General features: G+C 40.8%; 14 protein-coding genes. 6 read left to right on the forward strand and 8 right to left on the reverse strand.

Annotation, left to right across the window (positions count from 1 at the left end; all coding sequences use genetic code 11):
- The first annotated feature begins 228 nt into the window (after window positions 1–228).
- A complete protein-coding gene (locus tag ABKA15_RS08325; RefSeq protein WP_264341012.1) occupies window positions 229–2,583 on the forward strand; it encodes an ATP-dependent RecD-like DNA helicase in 2,355 nt (784 codons plus the stop codon).
- Window positions 2,584–2,619: 36 nt separating this feature from the next.
- On the opposite strand, the gene dinB is transcribed toward ABKA15_RS08325, so the two are convergent.
- Window positions 2,620–3,687 (reverse strand): DNA polymerase IV, encoded by a 1,068-nt coding sequence (dinB, locus tag ABKA15_RS08330; protein ID WP_049513783.1) that lies wholly within the window; start codon window positions 3,685–3,687, stop codon window positions 2,620–2,622.
- A 249-nt stretch (window positions 3,688–3,936) separates the two neighbouring features.
- Between dinB and pflB the strand changes: the two genes are divergently transcribed.
- The 5 genes from pflB to ABKA15_RS08355 all read left to right on the forward strand — a co-directional run bounded on the left by pflB (window position 3,937) and on the right by ABKA15_RS08355 (window position 10,168).
- Entirely contained in the window at window positions 3,937–6,252 is a 2,316-nt protein-coding gene (pflB, locus tag ABKA15_RS08335; RefSeq protein ID WP_106388280.1) for a formate C-acetyltransferase, read from the forward strand.
- A 100-nt stretch (window positions 6,253–6,352) separates the two neighbouring features.
- A complete protein-coding gene (locus tag ABKA15_RS08340) occupies window positions 6,353–7,129 on the forward strand; it encodes a threonine/serine exporter family protein (protein WP_049513780.1) in 777 nt (258 codons plus the stop codon).
- Window positions 7,130–7,132: 3 nt separating this feature from the next.
- A complete protein-coding gene (locus ABKA15_RS08345) occupies window positions 7,133–7,582 on the forward strand; it encodes a threonine/serine exporter family protein (protein WP_152907032.1) in 450 nt (149 codons plus the stop codon).
- 131 nt (window positions 7,583–7,713) lie between these two features.
- Window positions 7,714–8,886, forward strand: coding sequence for a hydroxymethylglutaryl-CoA synthase (locus ABKA15_RS08350; protein ID WP_049513776.1), 1,173 nt, complete (start codon window positions 7,714–7,716; stop codon window positions 8,884–8,886).
- A 1-nt stretch (window position 8,887) separates the two neighbouring features.
- On the forward strand, window positions 8,888–10,168 hold the full coding sequence (locus tag ABKA15_RS08355) for a hydroxymethylglutaryl-CoA reductase, degradative (RefSeq protein WP_049513775.1): 1,281 nt from the start codon (window positions 8,888–8,890) through the stop codon (window positions 10,166–10,168).
- 28 nt (window positions 10,169–10,196) lie between these two features.
- On the opposite strand, the gene fni is transcribed toward ABKA15_RS08355, so the two are convergent.
- From fni to ABKA15_RS08390, 7 genes are all read right to left on the reverse strand, one after another.
- Window positions 10,197–11,213 (reverse strand): type 2 isopentenyl-diphosphate Delta-isomerase, encoded by a 1,017-nt coding sequence (gene fni / locus ABKA15_RS08360; protein WP_049513774.1) that lies wholly within the window; start codon window positions 11,211–11,213, stop codon window positions 10,197–10,199.
- On the reverse strand, window positions 11,206–12,210 hold the full coding sequence (locus tag ABKA15_RS08365) for a phosphomevalonate kinase (protein ID WP_003032967.1): 1,005 nt from the start codon (window positions 12,208–12,210) through the stop codon (window positions 11,206–11,208). Before ABKA15_RS08365 ends, fni begins: the two co-directional genes overlap by 8 nt.
- Window positions 12,203–13,147 carry a diphosphomevalonate decarboxylase gene (gene mvaD / locus ABKA15_RS08370; protein ID WP_049513771.1) on the reverse strand — a complete coding sequence of 315 codons (945 nt, stop codon included), beginning with the start codon at window positions 13,145–13,147 and terminating at the stop codon, window positions 12,203–12,205. The genes ABKA15_RS08365 and mvaD overlap by 8 nt, the downstream gene beginning before the upstream one ends.
- The gene (mvk, locus tag ABKA15_RS08375; RefSeq protein WP_049513770.1) at window positions 13,129–14,007 is read right to left on the reverse strand and encodes a mevalonate kinase; all 879 of its coding nucleotides are present in this window, start codon (window positions 14,005–14,007) and stop codon (window positions 13,129–13,131) included. The genes mvaD and mvk overlap by 19 nt, the downstream gene beginning before the upstream one ends.
- Window positions 14,008–14,172: 165 nt before the next feature.
- A complete protein-coding gene (locus ABKA15_RS08380) occupies window positions 14,173–15,108 on the reverse strand; it encodes a serine hydrolase domain-containing protein (RefSeq protein WP_049513769.1) in 936 nt (311 codons plus the stop codon).
- Window positions 15,105–15,845, reverse strand: a complete 741-nt coding sequence (locus tag ABKA15_RS08385; RefSeq protein WP_049513767.1) for a CppA N-terminal domain-containing protein — start codon at window positions 15,843–15,845, stop codon at window positions 15,105–15,107. The genes ABKA15_RS08380 and ABKA15_RS08385 overlap by 4 nt, the downstream gene beginning before the upstream one ends.
- 81 nt (window positions 15,846–15,926) lie before the next feature.
- Entirely contained in the window at window positions 15,927–17,192 is a 1,266-nt protein-coding gene (locus tag ABKA15_RS08390; RefSeq protein WP_049513765.1) for a membrane protein, read from the reverse strand.
- Window positions 17,193–17,362 lie beyond the last annotated feature (170 nt).

Consider the following 17,362-nt stretch of genomic DNA (forward strand, 5'->3'; position numbering starts at 1 on the left):
GCACTGCTTTGAGGTGGCAGATAAAGCTTGCGAAGCAAGTATCAAAGCTGTTCGCTTTTCCAGCTTGGAAGAGCACCTTTGACGAAAACTTCGTTTTCGTCATCTGCAACCTTAAACAGCTTGATAACTATTTAAGCACCCTTGCGGGGGTGGGACTACGAACTAAAAATTTTTTCGATTTTTAGTTCTGTTCCACTCCCATTCTTTTAACATTGATACAGGAAGATGATGGAATTTTACTTTTCAGGCACTATTGAACGCATTATTTTTGAAAATCCCAGCAGTTTCTTTCGGATTCTACTGTTAGATATTGACGACACCGATGCAGATTTTGATGATTTTGAGATTATTGTCACGGGCACCATGGCGGATATTATGGAGGGCGAAGACTATACTTTTTGGGGAAACCTCGTGCAACACCCTAAATATGGGGAACAGCTCAAAATAACACGCTATGAGCGGGCAAAGCCAACCAGCAAAGGCTTAGTCAAATATTTTTCAAGCGACCATTTTAAAGGGATTGGTGTAAAAACAGCACAAAAAATCGTGGATCTCTATGGCGATAACACGATTGATAAAGTTTTAGCAGAGCCAGAAAAATTAAAGGATATTGCAGGTCTTTCTGCCAAAAATCGCGAAGCCTTTCTCACGAAACTAAGACAAAATTACGGTACCGAGAGAATCCTTGCCAAGCTATCTGAATACGGTATCCCCAACAAACTAGCTTTTCAAGTGCAAGATTTCTACAAGGAAGAAACCTTAGAAATCGTGGAACACTATCCTTACCAATTGGTAGAAGACATTCAAGGAATTGGTTTTAAAATTGCCGACCAACTGGCACAAAGCTTAGGAATTGAAGGTACCGCTCCAGAGCGTTTTCGTGCTGGGTTGCTTCACACGCTCCTCACTCAATCTATGGAAAAAGGCGACACCTATCTTGAAGCCAAAGAACTTCTGGAACATACGATTGAACTCCTCGAAAGTTCCCGTCAGATTGAGTTAGACCCAAGTTCTGTTGCGGATGAGCTGGCACATTTGATTGAAGAAGATAAAGTTCAAAATATTGATACAAAGATTTTTGAAAACAGTCTCTTTTTTGCCGAAGAAGGGATTCGTAGCAATCTCTTGCGCATTTTAGAAAAAGGGAAGCAAAACAAATTTGAACCGAAAAAGATTGAAGCTGCTATTACTCAAATCGAAAATGAGTTTGCCATTTCCTATGATGTGACTCAAAAACAAGCAATTTGTGACGCTATCAATCACAAAATTTTTATCCTAACGGGTGGCCCCGGAACGGGAAAAACAACCGTCATCAATGGAATCATTGCCGTTTACGCTCTGCTGCATGGGTTGGATTTGCGCAAATCTCAGGATTTGCCTATCCTGCTAGCAGCTCCTACTGGGCGTGCTGCCAGACGCATGAATGAATTAACAGGGCTTCCAAGCGCTACGATTCATCGGCATTTAGGCATGACAGGAGACGATGACACTAGCCATTTAGATGATTATTTGGACGCAGACTTTATTATTGTCGATGAATTTTCAATGGTAGATACTTGGTTAGCCAATCAACTCCTCAGCAACATTTCATCAAACACCAAACTCCTAATCGTCGGAGATGCCGACCAGCTGCCTTCTGTCAGCCCCGGACAAGTGCTGGCAGATTTGCTGAAAATCCCTCTTCTTCCGCAGACCAAATTAGAAAAAATTTATCGACAAAGCAAAGACTCTACTATCGTCACCTTAGCCAGTCAGATTCAAAAAGGCATCCTCCCAACTGATTTCACTGAGAAAAAAGCCGACCGCTCTTATTTTGAAGCGCGCAACGAGCATATTCCACAGATGATCGAGCGCATCGTGGAGGCAGCTCTCCGCAGTGGCATTCCAGCTCAAGATGTGCAGGTGCTTGCGCCTATGTACCGCGGACAGGCTGGGATTGACCACACCAATCAACTCATGCAAAATCTAATCAACCCTTCCGAAACAGAACAAATCATTTTTGAAGCAACGGATTGCCAATACCGACAAGGCGACAAGGTGATTCATCTGGTCAATGATGCGGAAAGCAATGTCTTTAACGGCGATTTGGGTTATATCACTGATTTGCTGCCAGCAAAATATACGGACTCTAAACAGGACGAGTTGACTATCAACTTTGATGGCAATGAAGTCATTTACCCACGCAGCGAATGGTATAAGATTCGTCTGGCATACGCTATGAGTATCCACAAATCGCAAGGTAGTGAATTTCCTGTGGTCATTTTACCGATTACGTCCAGCAGCCACCGCATGCTGCAACGTAATCTCATCTATACCGCTATCACTCGTGCTAAAAGCAAGCTCATTCTTCTTGGGGAAAAGTCTGCCTTTGACTTTGCTGTCAAAAACACTGGTACAGCTCGCAATACCTATCTAATTCAACGCTTTTCAGACCTGATCAATGATGAAAAAGTTATACACACTTCTGTGGATAATTTGGAAACACCTGTGGAAAACTATGTCTTGGCTGAGGAAAATTTCTTGAAAATCAATCCCATGATTGGAATAACGGATGAGGATATTCAAAGTGTTTTTGGAGAATGATAGAAAAAAGTTTGGAACTCCCTATTCCAAACTTTTTTACATCCCAAATCCTGTCACTGTTACTCCTAAAAGACGCACACCCTTTGTCTGCTCGTCCAAGCTATCATAAATCTCATGTGCAATGCGCTCAATCTGCTCCGCATCTTGCGTTCTTGTCGCTAAGCTCTGTCTTTTTGTCAACGTTGAAAAATCCGCATAGCGAATCTTCAGAACAATCGTCCTACCAGACTTTCCATGCTTTTTTAGACTACGAGCTACCTTTTGTGATAAAAGGGTCAGCTCCTTTTTTATGTCGTCTTCGTTATGGAGCAATTTCCCATAAGTTCTTTCCTTGCCGATAGACTTACGAATACGGTTGACTTTTACTGGTGAATTGCTGATTCCTCTTGCCTTGCGATAAAGGTCAAATCCAAATCGACCAAACAAGTCAATCAAGGTCATCTCAGGAATTTCTAACAAATCTGCTCCTGTGTAAACGCCCATATCATGCAGCTTTTCCACCGTCTTTTTTCCAACACCGTAAAACTTTGCCACATCCATTTGAGAGAGAAAAGCTTCTGCTTCTTCTGGCAAAACAACCGTCAAACCGTGAGGTTTTTCATAGTCACTAGCCATTTTTGCCAAAAATTTATTGTAGGACACACCAGCTGAACTGGTCAAATGAAGCTCTGTCCATATCTCGTGCTGGATTAGCTTGGCTATCTTGACAGCAGATTTCATACCCAGCTTATTTTTGGTCACGTCCAGATAGGCTTCATCAATACTGATTGGCTCAATCATATCTGTATATCGTTTAAAAATGGCTCGAATTTGCTGGCTGACTGCCTGATATTTTTCATAATTTCCCGAAATGAAAACCGCCTGTGGACAACGCTCATAAGCTTCTTTGGAGCTCATAGCTGAGTGAACACCAAACTTTCGCGCCTCATAATTGCAAGTTGAGACAACGCCTCGTCCGCCTGTTAAACGAGGGTCTGCTCCGATGATGACCGGCTTACCTTTTAGCGCTGAATTGTCTCTTTCTTCTACGGAGGCAAAAAAGGCATCCATATCAATGTGAATGATTTTCCGAGATATGTCATTGATTAAGGGAAAAATTAACATCAATACAGCTCCTTTCTTGACTCTGTTCTTTCTTCCATTATACAATTTTTATCATTTTTTCCAAAATATTTGAAAATATGCTGATTTTTTCAAAAATATAATACAATTTATGCTAGTTTTTAAATCTGTATTATAAAAGAAAGTGCTTTTATGACTAGATTCCATTTGTGGAAACGATTACTATATGCTATACTTATTTTATAAATGTAACAGATTTGTGTTACTAGAAAGATACAAGAGGAAAAAAACATGGTTGTTAAAACTGTTGTCGAAGCACAGGATATTTTTGACAAAGCCTGGGAAGGTTTCAAAGGGGAAGATTGGCGCGAAAAAGCTAGCGTATCTCGTTTTGTACAAGCAAACTACACTCCTTATGACGGAGATGAAAGTTTCTTAGCTGGTCCAACTGAACGCTCTCTTCACATTAAAAAAATTATCGAAGACACAAAAGCACATTATGAAGAAACACGTTTCCCAATGGATACACGTGCCACTTCAATCGCTGACATTCCAGCTGGATACATTGATAAAGACAATGAATTAATCTATGGTATCCAAAATGATGAATTGTTCAAATTGAACTTCATGCCAAAAGGTGGTATCCGTATGGCGGAAACTGCTTTGAAGGAACATGGCTATGAACCAGATCCTAAAATGCATGAAATCTTCACAAAATACGTAACAACTGTAAATGACGGTATTTTCCGTGCCTACACAACAAATATCCGTCGCGCACGTCACGCACACACTGTAACAGGTTTGCCAGATGCTTATTCACGTGGACGTATCATCGGTGTTTATGCTCGTCTTGCACTTTACGGAGCAGATTACTTGATGGCTGAAAAAGTGGAAGATTGGAATGCTTTGACAGACATTGATGAAGAAACTATTCGTCTTCGCGAAGAAGTCAACCTTCAATACCAATCATTGAAAGAAGTTGTTCGCTTAGGTGACCTTTATGGTCTTGATGTTCGCAGACCTGCTATGAACGTAAAAGAAGCTATTCAATGGGTGAACATTGCTTTCATGGCTGTCTGTCGTGTTGTCAACGGTGCTGCTACTTCACTTGGACGTGTCCCAATCGTTCTTGACATTTATGCAGAACGTGACTTAGCTCGTGGTACTTTCACCGAATCAGAAATCCAAGAATTTGTTGATGACTTCGTTTTGAAACTTCGTACTGTGAAATTCGCTCGTACAAAAGCTTATGACGAATTGTATTCAGGTGACCCAACTTTCATCACAACTTCTATGGCTGGTATGGGAAATGACGGTCGCCACCGTGTTACAAAAATGGATTACCGTTTCTTGAACACATTGGACAACATCGGTAACTCTCCAGAGCCAAACTTAACAGTTCTTTGGACGGATAAATTACCATACACTTTCCGTCATTACTGCATGCACATGAGTCACAAACATTCTTCTATCCAATACGAAGGTGTAACGACAATGGCAAAAGACGGCTATGGCGAAATGAGCTGTATCTCTTGCTGTGTGTCACCACTTGACCCAGAAAATGAAGAACAACGCCACAACATCCAATACTTCGGTGCTCGTGTAAACGTCCTTAAAGCTCTCTTGACTGGTTTGAACGGTGGTTACGATGATGTTCACAAAGATTACAAAGTATTTGACATCGAACCTATTCGTGATGAAGTCCTTGACTTTGATACTGTTAAGGCAAACTTTGAAAAATCACTTGATTGGTTGACAGACACTTATGTAGATGCTTTGAACATCATCCACTACATGACAGACAAGTACAACTACGAAGCTGTTCAAATGGCCTTCTTGCCTACACATCAACGTGCTAACATGGGATTTGGTATCTGTGGATTTGCCAATACTGTTGATACATTAGCTGCTATCAAATATGCTACTGTTAAACCAATTCGCGATGAAAATGGCTACATTTACGACTATGAAACAACTGGTGACTACCCACGTTGGGGTGAAGATGACCCTCGCTCAAACGAATTAGCTGAATGGTTGATTGAAGCTTACACTACTCGTCTGCGCAGCCACAAACTCTATAAGAATGCAGAAGCGACTGTATCACTTCTCACTATCACTTCGAACGTTGCCTACTCTAAACAAACTGGTAACTCTCCAGTTCACAAAGGGGTATACCTCAACGAAGATGGTTCAGTGAACTTATCTAAATTAGAATTCTTCTCACCAGGTGCGAACCCATCTAACAAAGCTCGTGGTGGTTGGTTACAAAACCTCAACTCACTAGCCAGCCTTGACTTTGGCTATGCAGCAGATGGTATCTCTCTCACTACACAAGTTTCACCTCGTGCTCTTGGTAAAACTCGTGAAGAACAAGTGGATAACTTGGTAACGATTCTTGACGGTTACTTTGAAAATGGTGGTCAACACGTCAACTTGAACGTTATGGATCTTAAAGATGTCTATGACAAGATTATGAATGGCGAAGATGTTATCGTTCGTATCTCAGGTTACTGTGTCAACACTAAATACCTTACAAAAGAACAAAAAACTGAATTGACTCAACGTGTCTTCCACGAAGTTCTCTCAGTAGATGACGCACTTAGCTAATTCAAGTCTATTCTCAAAAACCAGTTGGAAATTCCAGCTGGTTTTCTTCTTTTTTATGCTATAATAGACTTATTGTTAGTTAAAAGAAAAGGATATAGAAATGGTGGAGAAACAAAATTTAGAAAGGGAAGAACAATTCAATCTAGCTGTTGATGTCTTGATGTTAGCAGGCACACTTTTGCTTCAGAGTGGCTCTGAGATTTATCGGGTAGAAGATACGATGATTCGGATTGCCCATTCTCAAGGGATTATAGATTGTAATGCTCTCGCAATGCCAGTTGCTATTTTCTTTTCAATTGAAAACACCAACATTTCGCGGATGAAACGGATCACTCATTCAAATTACAATATTGAAAAGGTATGCGATGTCAATCAAGTATCGCGTGAACTGGTTAGTGGGGACATCAGTCTTGAAGATGCTTTTGAGAAATTAACTCAGCTAAAAAAGAAGAAAACACCTTACACAAACAGGCAACTGACACTTGCTGCTACTATTAGTGCCCCTTTTTTCTCTATCATGTTTGGTGGCAATCTCTATGATGCGCTCGGCGCTGCTCTTGCAACCTTCTTTGGCTTTGCCTTTTCTCTTTCGGTCAATAAATACGTGCGCATTCCTTTTGTCACAGCTTTTGCCGGAGCTTTTATTTTTGGTCTGCTGGCACAGATCTGGGCGCGCTATTCTGGCTTTCCTTCCAGTGCTGACTTAATCATCGCTGGTGCTGTCATGCCTTTTGTTCCCGGTATTGCTCTGACCAATGCCGTGCGTGATCTGATGACCAATCATCTCAACTCCGGAATGAGCAAAATCTTTGAAACGCTGTTGATCACTTTAGCACTCGGAGCTGGTACTTCCGTAGCTCTTGTCCTAATGAAATAAAAGGTGAATCCATTGACTGTCTTACTACAAGCTGCCGCAAGTTTTCTTGCAATTGTGACGTTCTTAATCGTTTTAAATGTTCAAAAAAGTATGTTAATCCCAGGAGGAATCCTTGGAATGTTCATCTGGCTTTTGTATTATGTATTAAAAGGCCCAACAAATGTGATTATTGCTACGTTTATTGCAGCTATTATCGGATCTTGCATTAGTCAAGTTTTGAGCATTCTCTATAAGACCCCTGCTGTCGTCTTTATCTTAGCCATTTTAGCTCCATTGGTTCCGGGCTATCTTTCTTATCGTACAACTGCCTTTTTTGTTACCGGAAATTATAGTCATGCTATGGTTAATGCTACCTTGGTAGTGATTTTAGCCTTGGTCATTTCAATTGGAATGGCAAGTGGTACGGTGGTGCTCAGACTCTACCATTATCTACAAAAACACCGTTCTTCGTAATTCAACAAAAATAGTCAAACTGTCTAAAACCCTTCTTATCTTAAGAGGGTCTTTTTCTCAGTTTCCACTTGAATTATGATAAAATAGAATAGAATAATATTTACATGAAACCGAAATATATAGAGGTAATGATGACAATTGGAATTGATAAGATTGGTTTTGCAACAACCAACTATGTATTAAAATTAGAAAATTTAGCAGCCACACGTAACATTGCCCCAGAAAAACTAAGTAAGGGGCTTTTATTAAAAGAAATCAGTATCGCCCCTGTCACAGAGGATATTGTAACCATGGGAGCGAGTGCAGCAGCATCTATTTTGGCCAAAGAAGATAAACAGGCTATTGACATGGTAATTGTGGCCAGTGAATCTGGAATTGACCAAAGCAAGGCTTCTGCTGTTTTTATTCATGGTTTGCTTGGAATTCAGCCATTTGCGCGTAGTTTTGAAATGAAAGAAGCATGCTATAGTGCTACTGCCGCACTGGATTATGCAAAACTACACGTTGAAAAACGTCCAGACTCAAAGGTCTTGGTCATCGCTAGTGACATTGCCAAATACGGTATTGGAACACCGGGCGAACCGACACAAGGCGCTGGTTCGATAGCTATGCTCATCACTAGTCATCCACGAATTCTAGCCTTCAATGAGGACAATGTCGCTCAAACACGAGACATCATGGACTTCTGGCGTCCGAATTATTCCACAACACCCTTCGTCAATGGCATGTACTCCACTCAGCAGTATTTAGATAGCTTAAAAACGACTTGGGCAGAGTACCTAAGACGCAATCAAGTCTCTTTGAAAGATTTTGCAGCAGTTTGCTTTCATTTGCCTTATCCTAAATTGGCTTTAAAGGGTATGAAAAAGATTATGGATAAGAGTTTGCCAATTGAGCAACAAGCACAACTGAAAGAAAATTTTGGGCAATCCATTCTTTACAGTCAAAAAGTAGGTAACATTTATACTGGCTCCCTCTTTTTAGGCCTCCTTTCCCTGCTTGAAAATAGTACGACACTCAAAGCAGGTGACCGCATTGCGCTCTTTAGCTACGGAAGCGGAGCTGTATCAGAAATCTTTAGTGGGCAGCTCGTAGCAGGCTTTGAGCAGCAGCTTGAAGCCAATCGTATGGAAAAACTTGACAGCCGTACGCCTCTGAGCATTCCAGATTATGAGAAGGTATTTTTTGAAGAAGCAGAACTAGATGAAAATGGCTCTGCTAGCTTTACAGGCTATGAAAATCAAGACTTTGCCTTAGCAGAAATCGTAGAACACCAACGTACATACATCAAGGTGGAAAAATAATATGAAGATAAGTTGGACGGGCTTTTCAAAAAAATCGCTTCAAGAACGTTTGCAAATTTTAAAAGACTATCACTTACTAAACGAGGATAATCAAACAAACCTTGAGCATAATCACATGCTCCCTCTCTCAATAGCCGACCAAATGAGCGAAAATGTTCTGGCGACATTTGCTCTGCCCTACTCTTTCGTTCCTGATGTTGTGGTAGACGAGCAAGTTTATCAGGTACCTTTCGTAACAGAAGAGCCCTCTGTCGTTGCGGCTGCTAGCTTTGCAGCAAAAATTATTAAGCGCTCTGGAGGCTTCAAAACGACTATTCACAATCGTCAAATGATTGGACAGGTTTCTCTCTATCAAGTAGCAAATATTGAAGCGGCTATAAAAAATATCCAAAATCACAAGCAAGAATTGCTAGAGTTGGCCAATCAAGCACACCCGTCGATTGTCAACCGCGGAGGTGGTGCGCGTGATTTACGTGTAGAATGGCTAAATGGCGAAGCTGAATTTTTAGTCGTTTATCTAACAGTTGACACCCAAGAAGCTATGGGCGCCAATATCCTCAATACCATGCTAGAAGCGTTGAAAACACCATTAGAAGAGTTGACTGGCGGTGAAAGCCTGATGGCAATTCTATCAAATTATGCGACAGAAGCCTTGGTAACTGCCACTTGTGAAATTGATCTTCGTTTTCTTAGTCGAAATAAATCAGAAGCCATTGACATTGCTAAAAAAATCGTGCTGGCAAGCCAATTTGCCAAGCAAGACCCTTATCGTGCCAGCACCCACAATAAAGGTATTTTCAACGGAATTGATGCTGTCGTATTAGCGACAGGAAACGACTGGCGGGCGATTGAAGCAGGCGCGCATGCCTATGCTAGTAGAAATGGTTCCTATCAAGGATTGACTACTTGGTCAATCAAGGAAGCTACTCAAACGCTCTGCGGAGAGATTACACTTCCTCTTCCCATTGCTACCAAAGGGGGCTCCATTGGGCTCAACCCTACGGTGGAAGTTAGCTTCGATTTGCTAAAACAACCAACCGCCAAAGAGTTAGCCAGTATTATTGCGTCTATCGGCTTAGCGCAAAATTTTGCAGCTCTAAAAGCGCTGGTCAGCACTGGTATTCAGCACGGTCACATGAAGCTACAAGCCAAATCTCTAGCTCTTTTAGCAGGAGCTAAGGATACAGAAATCGCTCCTCTGGTTTCTCAGCTCATTTCTGAGAAACATTTTAGTCTCAAAAGAGCACAAGAAATTTTAGAAAACATTCGTCAAAAATCATAGAAAAAAAGAATCCGATAAGTGAAAAAACTCATCGGATTTCGTTATTTAGTTGACCTTGTGCTTCTCGCAAACGTCTATACAAAAGATAAGGCACTTGTCTTAGCTCTCTCAAATTTTGGCAACCAAGTGCACACATAATCAAGCACAAATCTTCTTTCCAACTGTTTACAATCGTGATGACTTCATCCACCGAATGCGTTTCAATCAATTCTAACATGGTGCGTGAAAGTCCTACAGCCTTAGCTCCTAACACAAAAGCCTTCACCATATCAAGCGGCTGCCGTACGCCACCACTCACCAAAATATCCATTTTATCCATCATCGGCTGAGCATTTAGTAAGGCTTGGAGTGTCGATTGCCCCCAATCATTGAGATAGTCTCGATTGCCACCGCGCCTGTTTTCAATATAGGCGAAGCTCGTTCCGCCACGACCAGAAAGATCAACCGTTCGAATACCGAGGTCATAAGCAGTTTCGATCGTTGCCAAATCCATACCAAAGCCAACCTCTTTCAACACTACCGGGACTGTGCTTTGCTCAGCATAATCTTTTAAATGTGCTCGCCAAGTTTTAAAAGAGCGTTCTCCTTCTGGCATGAGCAATTCTTGCATGAGATTGACATGCACTTGCAAAAAAAGAGGATGAAGGTCTGTGATTGCCTGCTGCCCTGAGGAATACGGCTTATCCAGTCCAATATTCGTTGCAAGGAGCAGGTTTGGCTTATCTTGCTTGACAGTATATGAGTCATCTGTTGGATTATTCAAGGCAGCACTGTAAGAGCCTGTGACAAAAAGAATACCGCAAGCTTCTGCAACTTGTGCCAAGCGCTGATTGATGCCCTTCCCTTTCTCACTTCCACCTGTCATAGCATTGATGTAAAACGGAAATTCCCAATCTCTGCCTGCAAACTGCGTCGTCAAATCAATCTCGTCCAAATCATACTTAGGAAGCGAGCAATGAATAAGCTCCATGTCATCAAAACTATTATAAGGCGAATCGTACTCAAGCGCATATCTTATGTGTTCGTCTTTGCGATTTTTATTCATCCATTCCCCACCTTTCCTTATATAAAAGGTCAATTCCTGCCCCCCGCCAACGTTCCACTAAGATTTGACTATCTGTCTCGCTAAATGACAATGCTATGCCGCAGTCACCACCGCCAGCACCGCTACTCTTTGCCACACAGTCCAATCCTTGACTGGCTCTTTTTAAAGCTCTCAGTTTTTCATTGTAAATAGCGGGGCTAAGTTCCGCCAATAGGTGGCTAACCTTTTCTAGGCTTTCTTTCATAATTTCTTTCTCACCAGCAAGCAGCGCCTTCTCCAGTCGAAGAACTTCTTCTTGTGTTTGTGTTAGAAAACTGGATGAAATTGCTGATTTGACCTGATTGATAAGATCTCTAGAAATAGCTGGTTCTTTTGTCCAGCCTACAAAAAAATCAAATGTAAGTTGTGGTTGGATTCTCCGAATGACAGTTCCCCAATCCTGAGCTAATATACTTTCTAAGGGCGACTCATTGATCTGCTCCGCTATTCTTTTGCGGTCAAAAGATTGGTAATAAATCAAATCTTCATAAGCGATACAAGCCACATCTCCCATTGAGCCATTGTCCCCACGTTTAAGAAGGACATAGGCTGCCAGCTTAAAGGTTTCCTCAGCAGATAACGCCAGACCATACAAGGCCGTTATTGCTCGTATGGTTAAAACTACGACACTCCCACTAGAGCCAAGACCAAATTTTTTTCCATCTTGCTCCATTTTTCCAGTAATGGTTAAGAAAAAGGGACGTAGTGAAATGGATCGACTTTGTAAAAACTCATTCATAACAGCAACTGTATCCTGAATGAGACTGTACTCATCATCAGGTGTCAAATCCACAGTATGGTCAAACATATCTGAAAACAACTGATAACGTTCAGAAAAATGAATTTTTCCCGTCATATAAATCGGAATATTTTTCAGAATCGCGCCTTGTCCCGCTGTCAATACAGAGTATTCCCCTGCCAAATACAATTTCCCACATGTTCTTACTGTTTTAGTCATCTGGCAATTCCTTCGTTTTAGAAACAATGAGGCGGTATTTTGCTGCAAATATCGGCACCAAATGCTCCAAATCTTCTTCCAAACACAACACTTTTACATTTGGTCCTGCATCCATAGTGAAATAACAACGCTCTCCTTGACTGCGTAATTGTTTGATGAAGTCCATTGCTTCATAGCTTTTTTCGGTCAGGTAAGAAAAAGCTGGCGTTGCTGTCTGAGTGGTAGCATGCATGGCAAGCGTATTTTTTTCTGTTAATTCTCCCACCTTAGAAAAATCATTGTTAGACAAATAAGTCAGCATAGCTTTATAATCTTCTTCTGACTGTCTCACCCAATCATCAAATGTCGTGGAGGTTTCTGCACAGCGTTTCATTCCCTCACGACTTGAAATCGGCTTTTTCTGATCGTACAAAACCAGCATTATCATCGCTAATTTCAAATCTGTCTTTACTGAATAAATCTCTCCGCTATCCTTGTCCCAAGCTGCAATCGGTCCATAAAAACTCCGTGAAGAAGATCCAGAAGCTAATTTTGCTTTTTGTGCTAGTTCTTTTGTGGACAAGTGCAATTCAAAAAAGTCATTACAAGCCTTAACGAGCGCAGACAAACCACTCGAACTAGATGAAAGTCCTGCTGCTGTTGGCATATTATTGTTGGTATCAATTCGTACAAAACCAGCTCCTTGAGGACGAAAACGATCTACAATATTACTCATTTTTTTATGTTCAGCTTGATCTTGCAGAACACCATTGATGTAAAATTCATCTGACTGGGCACTCGCTGGTAAGCTAGACAGAGTTGTTTCTGTGTACATATTTTCCAAGGTCAAAGAAATACTGCTCGTTGCAGGAATTATCTTGACAGTATCTTTCTTACCCCAATATTTGATAATGGCAATATTGGCATAAGACCGCACCTTTACAGACTTTCGATCCATGTGTTCACCGCTCCTTTCTCCCTCAATAAATCGACTAAACTGACAGCCTTTTCTTTGTTAGCCACTAGAGCAATGATGCAACCGCCAAGACCACCACCGCTCATTTTCGCACCAAGTGCTCCATTTGCTTGCGCTATGGAAACCAGTTTATCTGCTTCTGGGCAACTAACACCTAAACTTTTTAGGCTGAGATGAGCTTCTGACATAGCCATACCAATTGCTTCTAAATCTTTAATTTTCAACGCCGCTTCAACTTCATTCGTCAATTTACCAAGCTGATGAAGGTAAGGCAAAGCGGTCATTCCTAGCTGCTCAACTTTTTGAATGGCTTCTCGTGTATGCCCATAAATCCCTGTGTCTGCAATCAAAAGATAAGCTCCAAAATTCGTCTCAAACTCTGAAAAACCAACATTTTTAATAAATTTAATAGCATGATCGCTCAAGCAAGTCTTAGCATCCAAACCACTCGGATTCATGTGGGCAATCATCTCTGCCCGATTGGCTAAAATCTCCAGAGTTTCCCTATCCAACTCCTGTTCATAATAATCAAAAACAGCTCGAATCGCAGCAATACTCACTGCCGCAGAAGAACCCATTCCGCGCTTTTCAGGCACCATGGACTCAATCTCACAGCGAATATAAGCCTCTTGCACCCCTAGAAATTCCAAAGAAGCAAAAACTGCCATAGAAAGGGTATCTTCCTCATACAAAATCCACGCATGATCTGACGGCAAAATGCGACAAGTCACTTCAATATTAGTTAAAGGTAGAGACAAAGCAGGGTAGCCATAGACAACGGCATGCTCCCCTATCAAAATAATCTTACTATGTGCCCGACCGACACCTACTTTTTTTGTCATATTCTCTCTCTACATCACAATACTTCATCTATTATTTTAATATAATTCATAGAAAAAAGCGATCGTTAGTAGTCAATTCCTTTTATATTCCAAACTAATTTATTTCAACTTTTAAAACAGCGAAAAAGAGCAGGAAATCCAGCTCTTATCCTAACTGTCTTCATTTTACAGATTTTGTTTAATCAAATCCATGAGCTCATTGCGGTCTAAAATCCATTGTGCACGTTCGTCTTTCTCATACGTTCGGTTGGAAAGGAAGATGACCGCTTTCTGCTGCAAACGATTAAACATAATAAATGTTCCTGTGTAGCCTGTGTGTTGCAACCACTCTTTGTCTAAATCCCAAGCAAGACTGCGTGTTTTCCCAATCTCCTTTGAGAAATTTTTTGTCAAAGTTGCTGCAAAGTCATCCTGTAAATAATGCTCCAAAAAGAGCTTCAAATCCCGAACTGTCGAAAACAAGCCTGCACTACCAGCGTGTCTGCCCAACACACGCGCTTTGGGGTCATGTACAATCCCTGCTTTCACACCGCGAACCGTTGGCACCGCTTGCGCGACAGGGCTAAATGCTGTTTCTTTCATACCCCAAGGCTGAAAAATTTTCTGTTCAAAAATGTCACTCAAAGCAGAATGAAAAATTTCTTCTACCATAAAACCCAGCAATAAAAAATTCACATCAGTATAACGAAAACGCTTGCTATCAAGCACTTTCAAATGATTTAGCGCCTCTTTCAATTCAGCCGCATTGAGTGCATCTCGATTGGGGATAAAGGGATCTAGCCCTGATGTGTGAGTAGCCAGCTGACCTACCGTGACAGAATTGTCATGAAAAGCGGGATAATATTGTGTCAGAGGCGCATCTAAATCGAGTTTTTTCTCATGGAATAGAAAAGCCAAAATCGTTCCGACACCCACAACCTTACTGACACTTGCTAAGTCATAGACCAGTCCTGCTCGGCTTTTCTCACTGCGCTCAGGATTGCTCTCACCAAGATAATATTCTTGCCACTCTCCACGAGTATACAAAGCTAAGCTGGCTCCAGGATAGATTTGTTGTGCTATCTGTTCTTCGACTTTTGAGAGAATCTTGCTTGAACTCATACCGCTTCAATCCAAACTTCAATTTGGCTCTCATCTTTGGTCAGGAAAAATTTGCCCGATTTAGGAACAAAAATTTCTCTTCCTTGCAATAAATCGCGCAACGCTTCCACATCAAATTGCTCAACTGTAAATTTAATCACTGCCAAATCCCAAGTTTGAGTACTCTCCGTCAATAAATCTGCTCCGCTTGCTTGTGAGAATGTTAGAACAGACTGATTTCCTAACCATTCCTGATAAAAAGTGACTGCTTTTTCCTCATCTGGAACATTGATGTGAATCTGCTCTATAGTAAATTGGCTGAGCCCTACAAAATCCTCTAGCGGTGCAAATGCTGGTGCGATCATTATTCTCTGTAAGGTTGCCCAATCTTCCTCGCTATGCAGTAAAAACGTATCTCCTTCCGGCGAAGTTGCTTCAAAAGCATAGCCATTGTCACCTTGGTAAAGATAATCGACTTTGCTACCACGCGCCAAAAGTGCTTCAATTTCTCGTGGATTAGCTACTTTGATGACAATTTTCGCTAATTTCTTAGTCCCAACAACTTTGCGAGTGCGCATACTGGGCGACTCTTCTAGCTGCAATTTTTCAACTTTTGTCTGATCTCCAAGACTGACAAAAGCTCCTTCCTCTAGCAAATTTTTCATTCCCAAAGTTTGACAATAAAATGCGAGATTGTTTTTTCGATTATTGATTTTTAATACTGGTATCGTATTTACAATTTTATTTGTTGAACACATAAATTCCTCCAAGCCTTTTTATTTTAAATAATTTTTGTGTATTTTACAAATATTTATGTAAAAATAGAAAAAATTATGCTATTACTGGTAAATATTTTGTGCCACTACCAACTCATTTGCTGACTCAAATTCATATTGAAGGTAAGACTGATAAGTTCCCGGCGCAATAATCCCACGCATATCTAAAATGGCTGTTCCAGCCTGTCCGATAATGCTATCGGCTAGCAGACAGCAATTGGTAGACAGGATAAAATAAGTCTTAAAACGACTTGTTTTAAACTTATATAAACGAGCATTCAACTCATGTTTCAATTTATAAGCATACGTGCGCTTACCATCTTTCAAATCCGCCGGTGGATCCCACACTTCCAACAACTCATCAATCTCAGCCAACCGTTTCTCCACAGCTAGCTTTTGCTCATCTGTCAAAGATAACCCATAACCAAACAAGGTTTTTTTGCTTTCTTCTTTGCACAAGTCAATATAAGCGTCTTTATCTACTTTAAACAAGACACCATCTCCAATCGTGCCGAATAAACGCTCTGAAAAAGCATCATAACTACCATAGGAAATAACTTTTCCTTTATAGCAAATATCAACGTGTCCAATCATCCCAAAAAGATTCTGGTCTGACGTATGGATTAGCACCTCTAAGTCAACGGGCTTTTCTTCGTCTCGGATACTACTATAAACCTTTTGTGGTTTCTTTTTTTCACCTTGTAAAAAACGATTAAAGCGATTCAGTTGCTCTGCTGGGAAAAAGGCAGCGATAATGATAGGCAGGTTAATCCGAATACGGCGTCGAAGTTGTTTTTTCTCCACATCGGTGTTGAACATAAGACCATCTCGAACATTAGAAAAGCCTAGTAATATCAGATAAATACCAACAATCAAAAATTGCATCCTACCATCCGTGCTAGGAGAAAAGACAGTTGTCAGTCCAATCCCACTATAGAGCAAGGTATCAAAAAGATAACGAAAACCACCTTTTAACTTATTCTGCCGATAAAGAAGATATGTAATACCATAGATTGCCGCTGTACACAGCTGATAACAGCCCAATATAATAATGACAATATTGACTGGCAGATTGCTGGCACGGTTAAGAAAGCCAACAACCAGTCCCACTAAAACATGGAGGAGGGCAGAACCAAGACTGATACGATTTTTCTTCACTAAGAAACGGAAAAAAAGATTGATAACTCCGACAAATAAAAAGTAAATGACCAATAAATCTAGGGCAAATTTTGTAAAATCAACACCGTTTGCAATAATAATAACACCAAAAAGAATCGCCAAAATACCGAACAATAGAGTCCGTCTCCCACTTAGTTTATCTAATTCCATTTCATCTCTCCCAAATAAAAGGTAGGAATGAGACAAAAATTGCTACTTTGCAAAAAATCAGTTTTGCTGTCTCACTCCCATTACTGTTGTTATCCTTACTCTTTAGTATAGCATTTTATCTTGGCAAGCGTCTAGTCACTTATCTATTTTTTCGCTCAATCTTATCTCTT

It is taken from the genome of Streptococcus sp. KHUD_010, from assembly GCF_040207525.1.
GTDB classification, from domain to species: domain Bacteria; phylum Bacillota; class Bacilli; order Lactobacillales; family Streptococcaceae; genus Streptococcus; species Streptococcus hominis.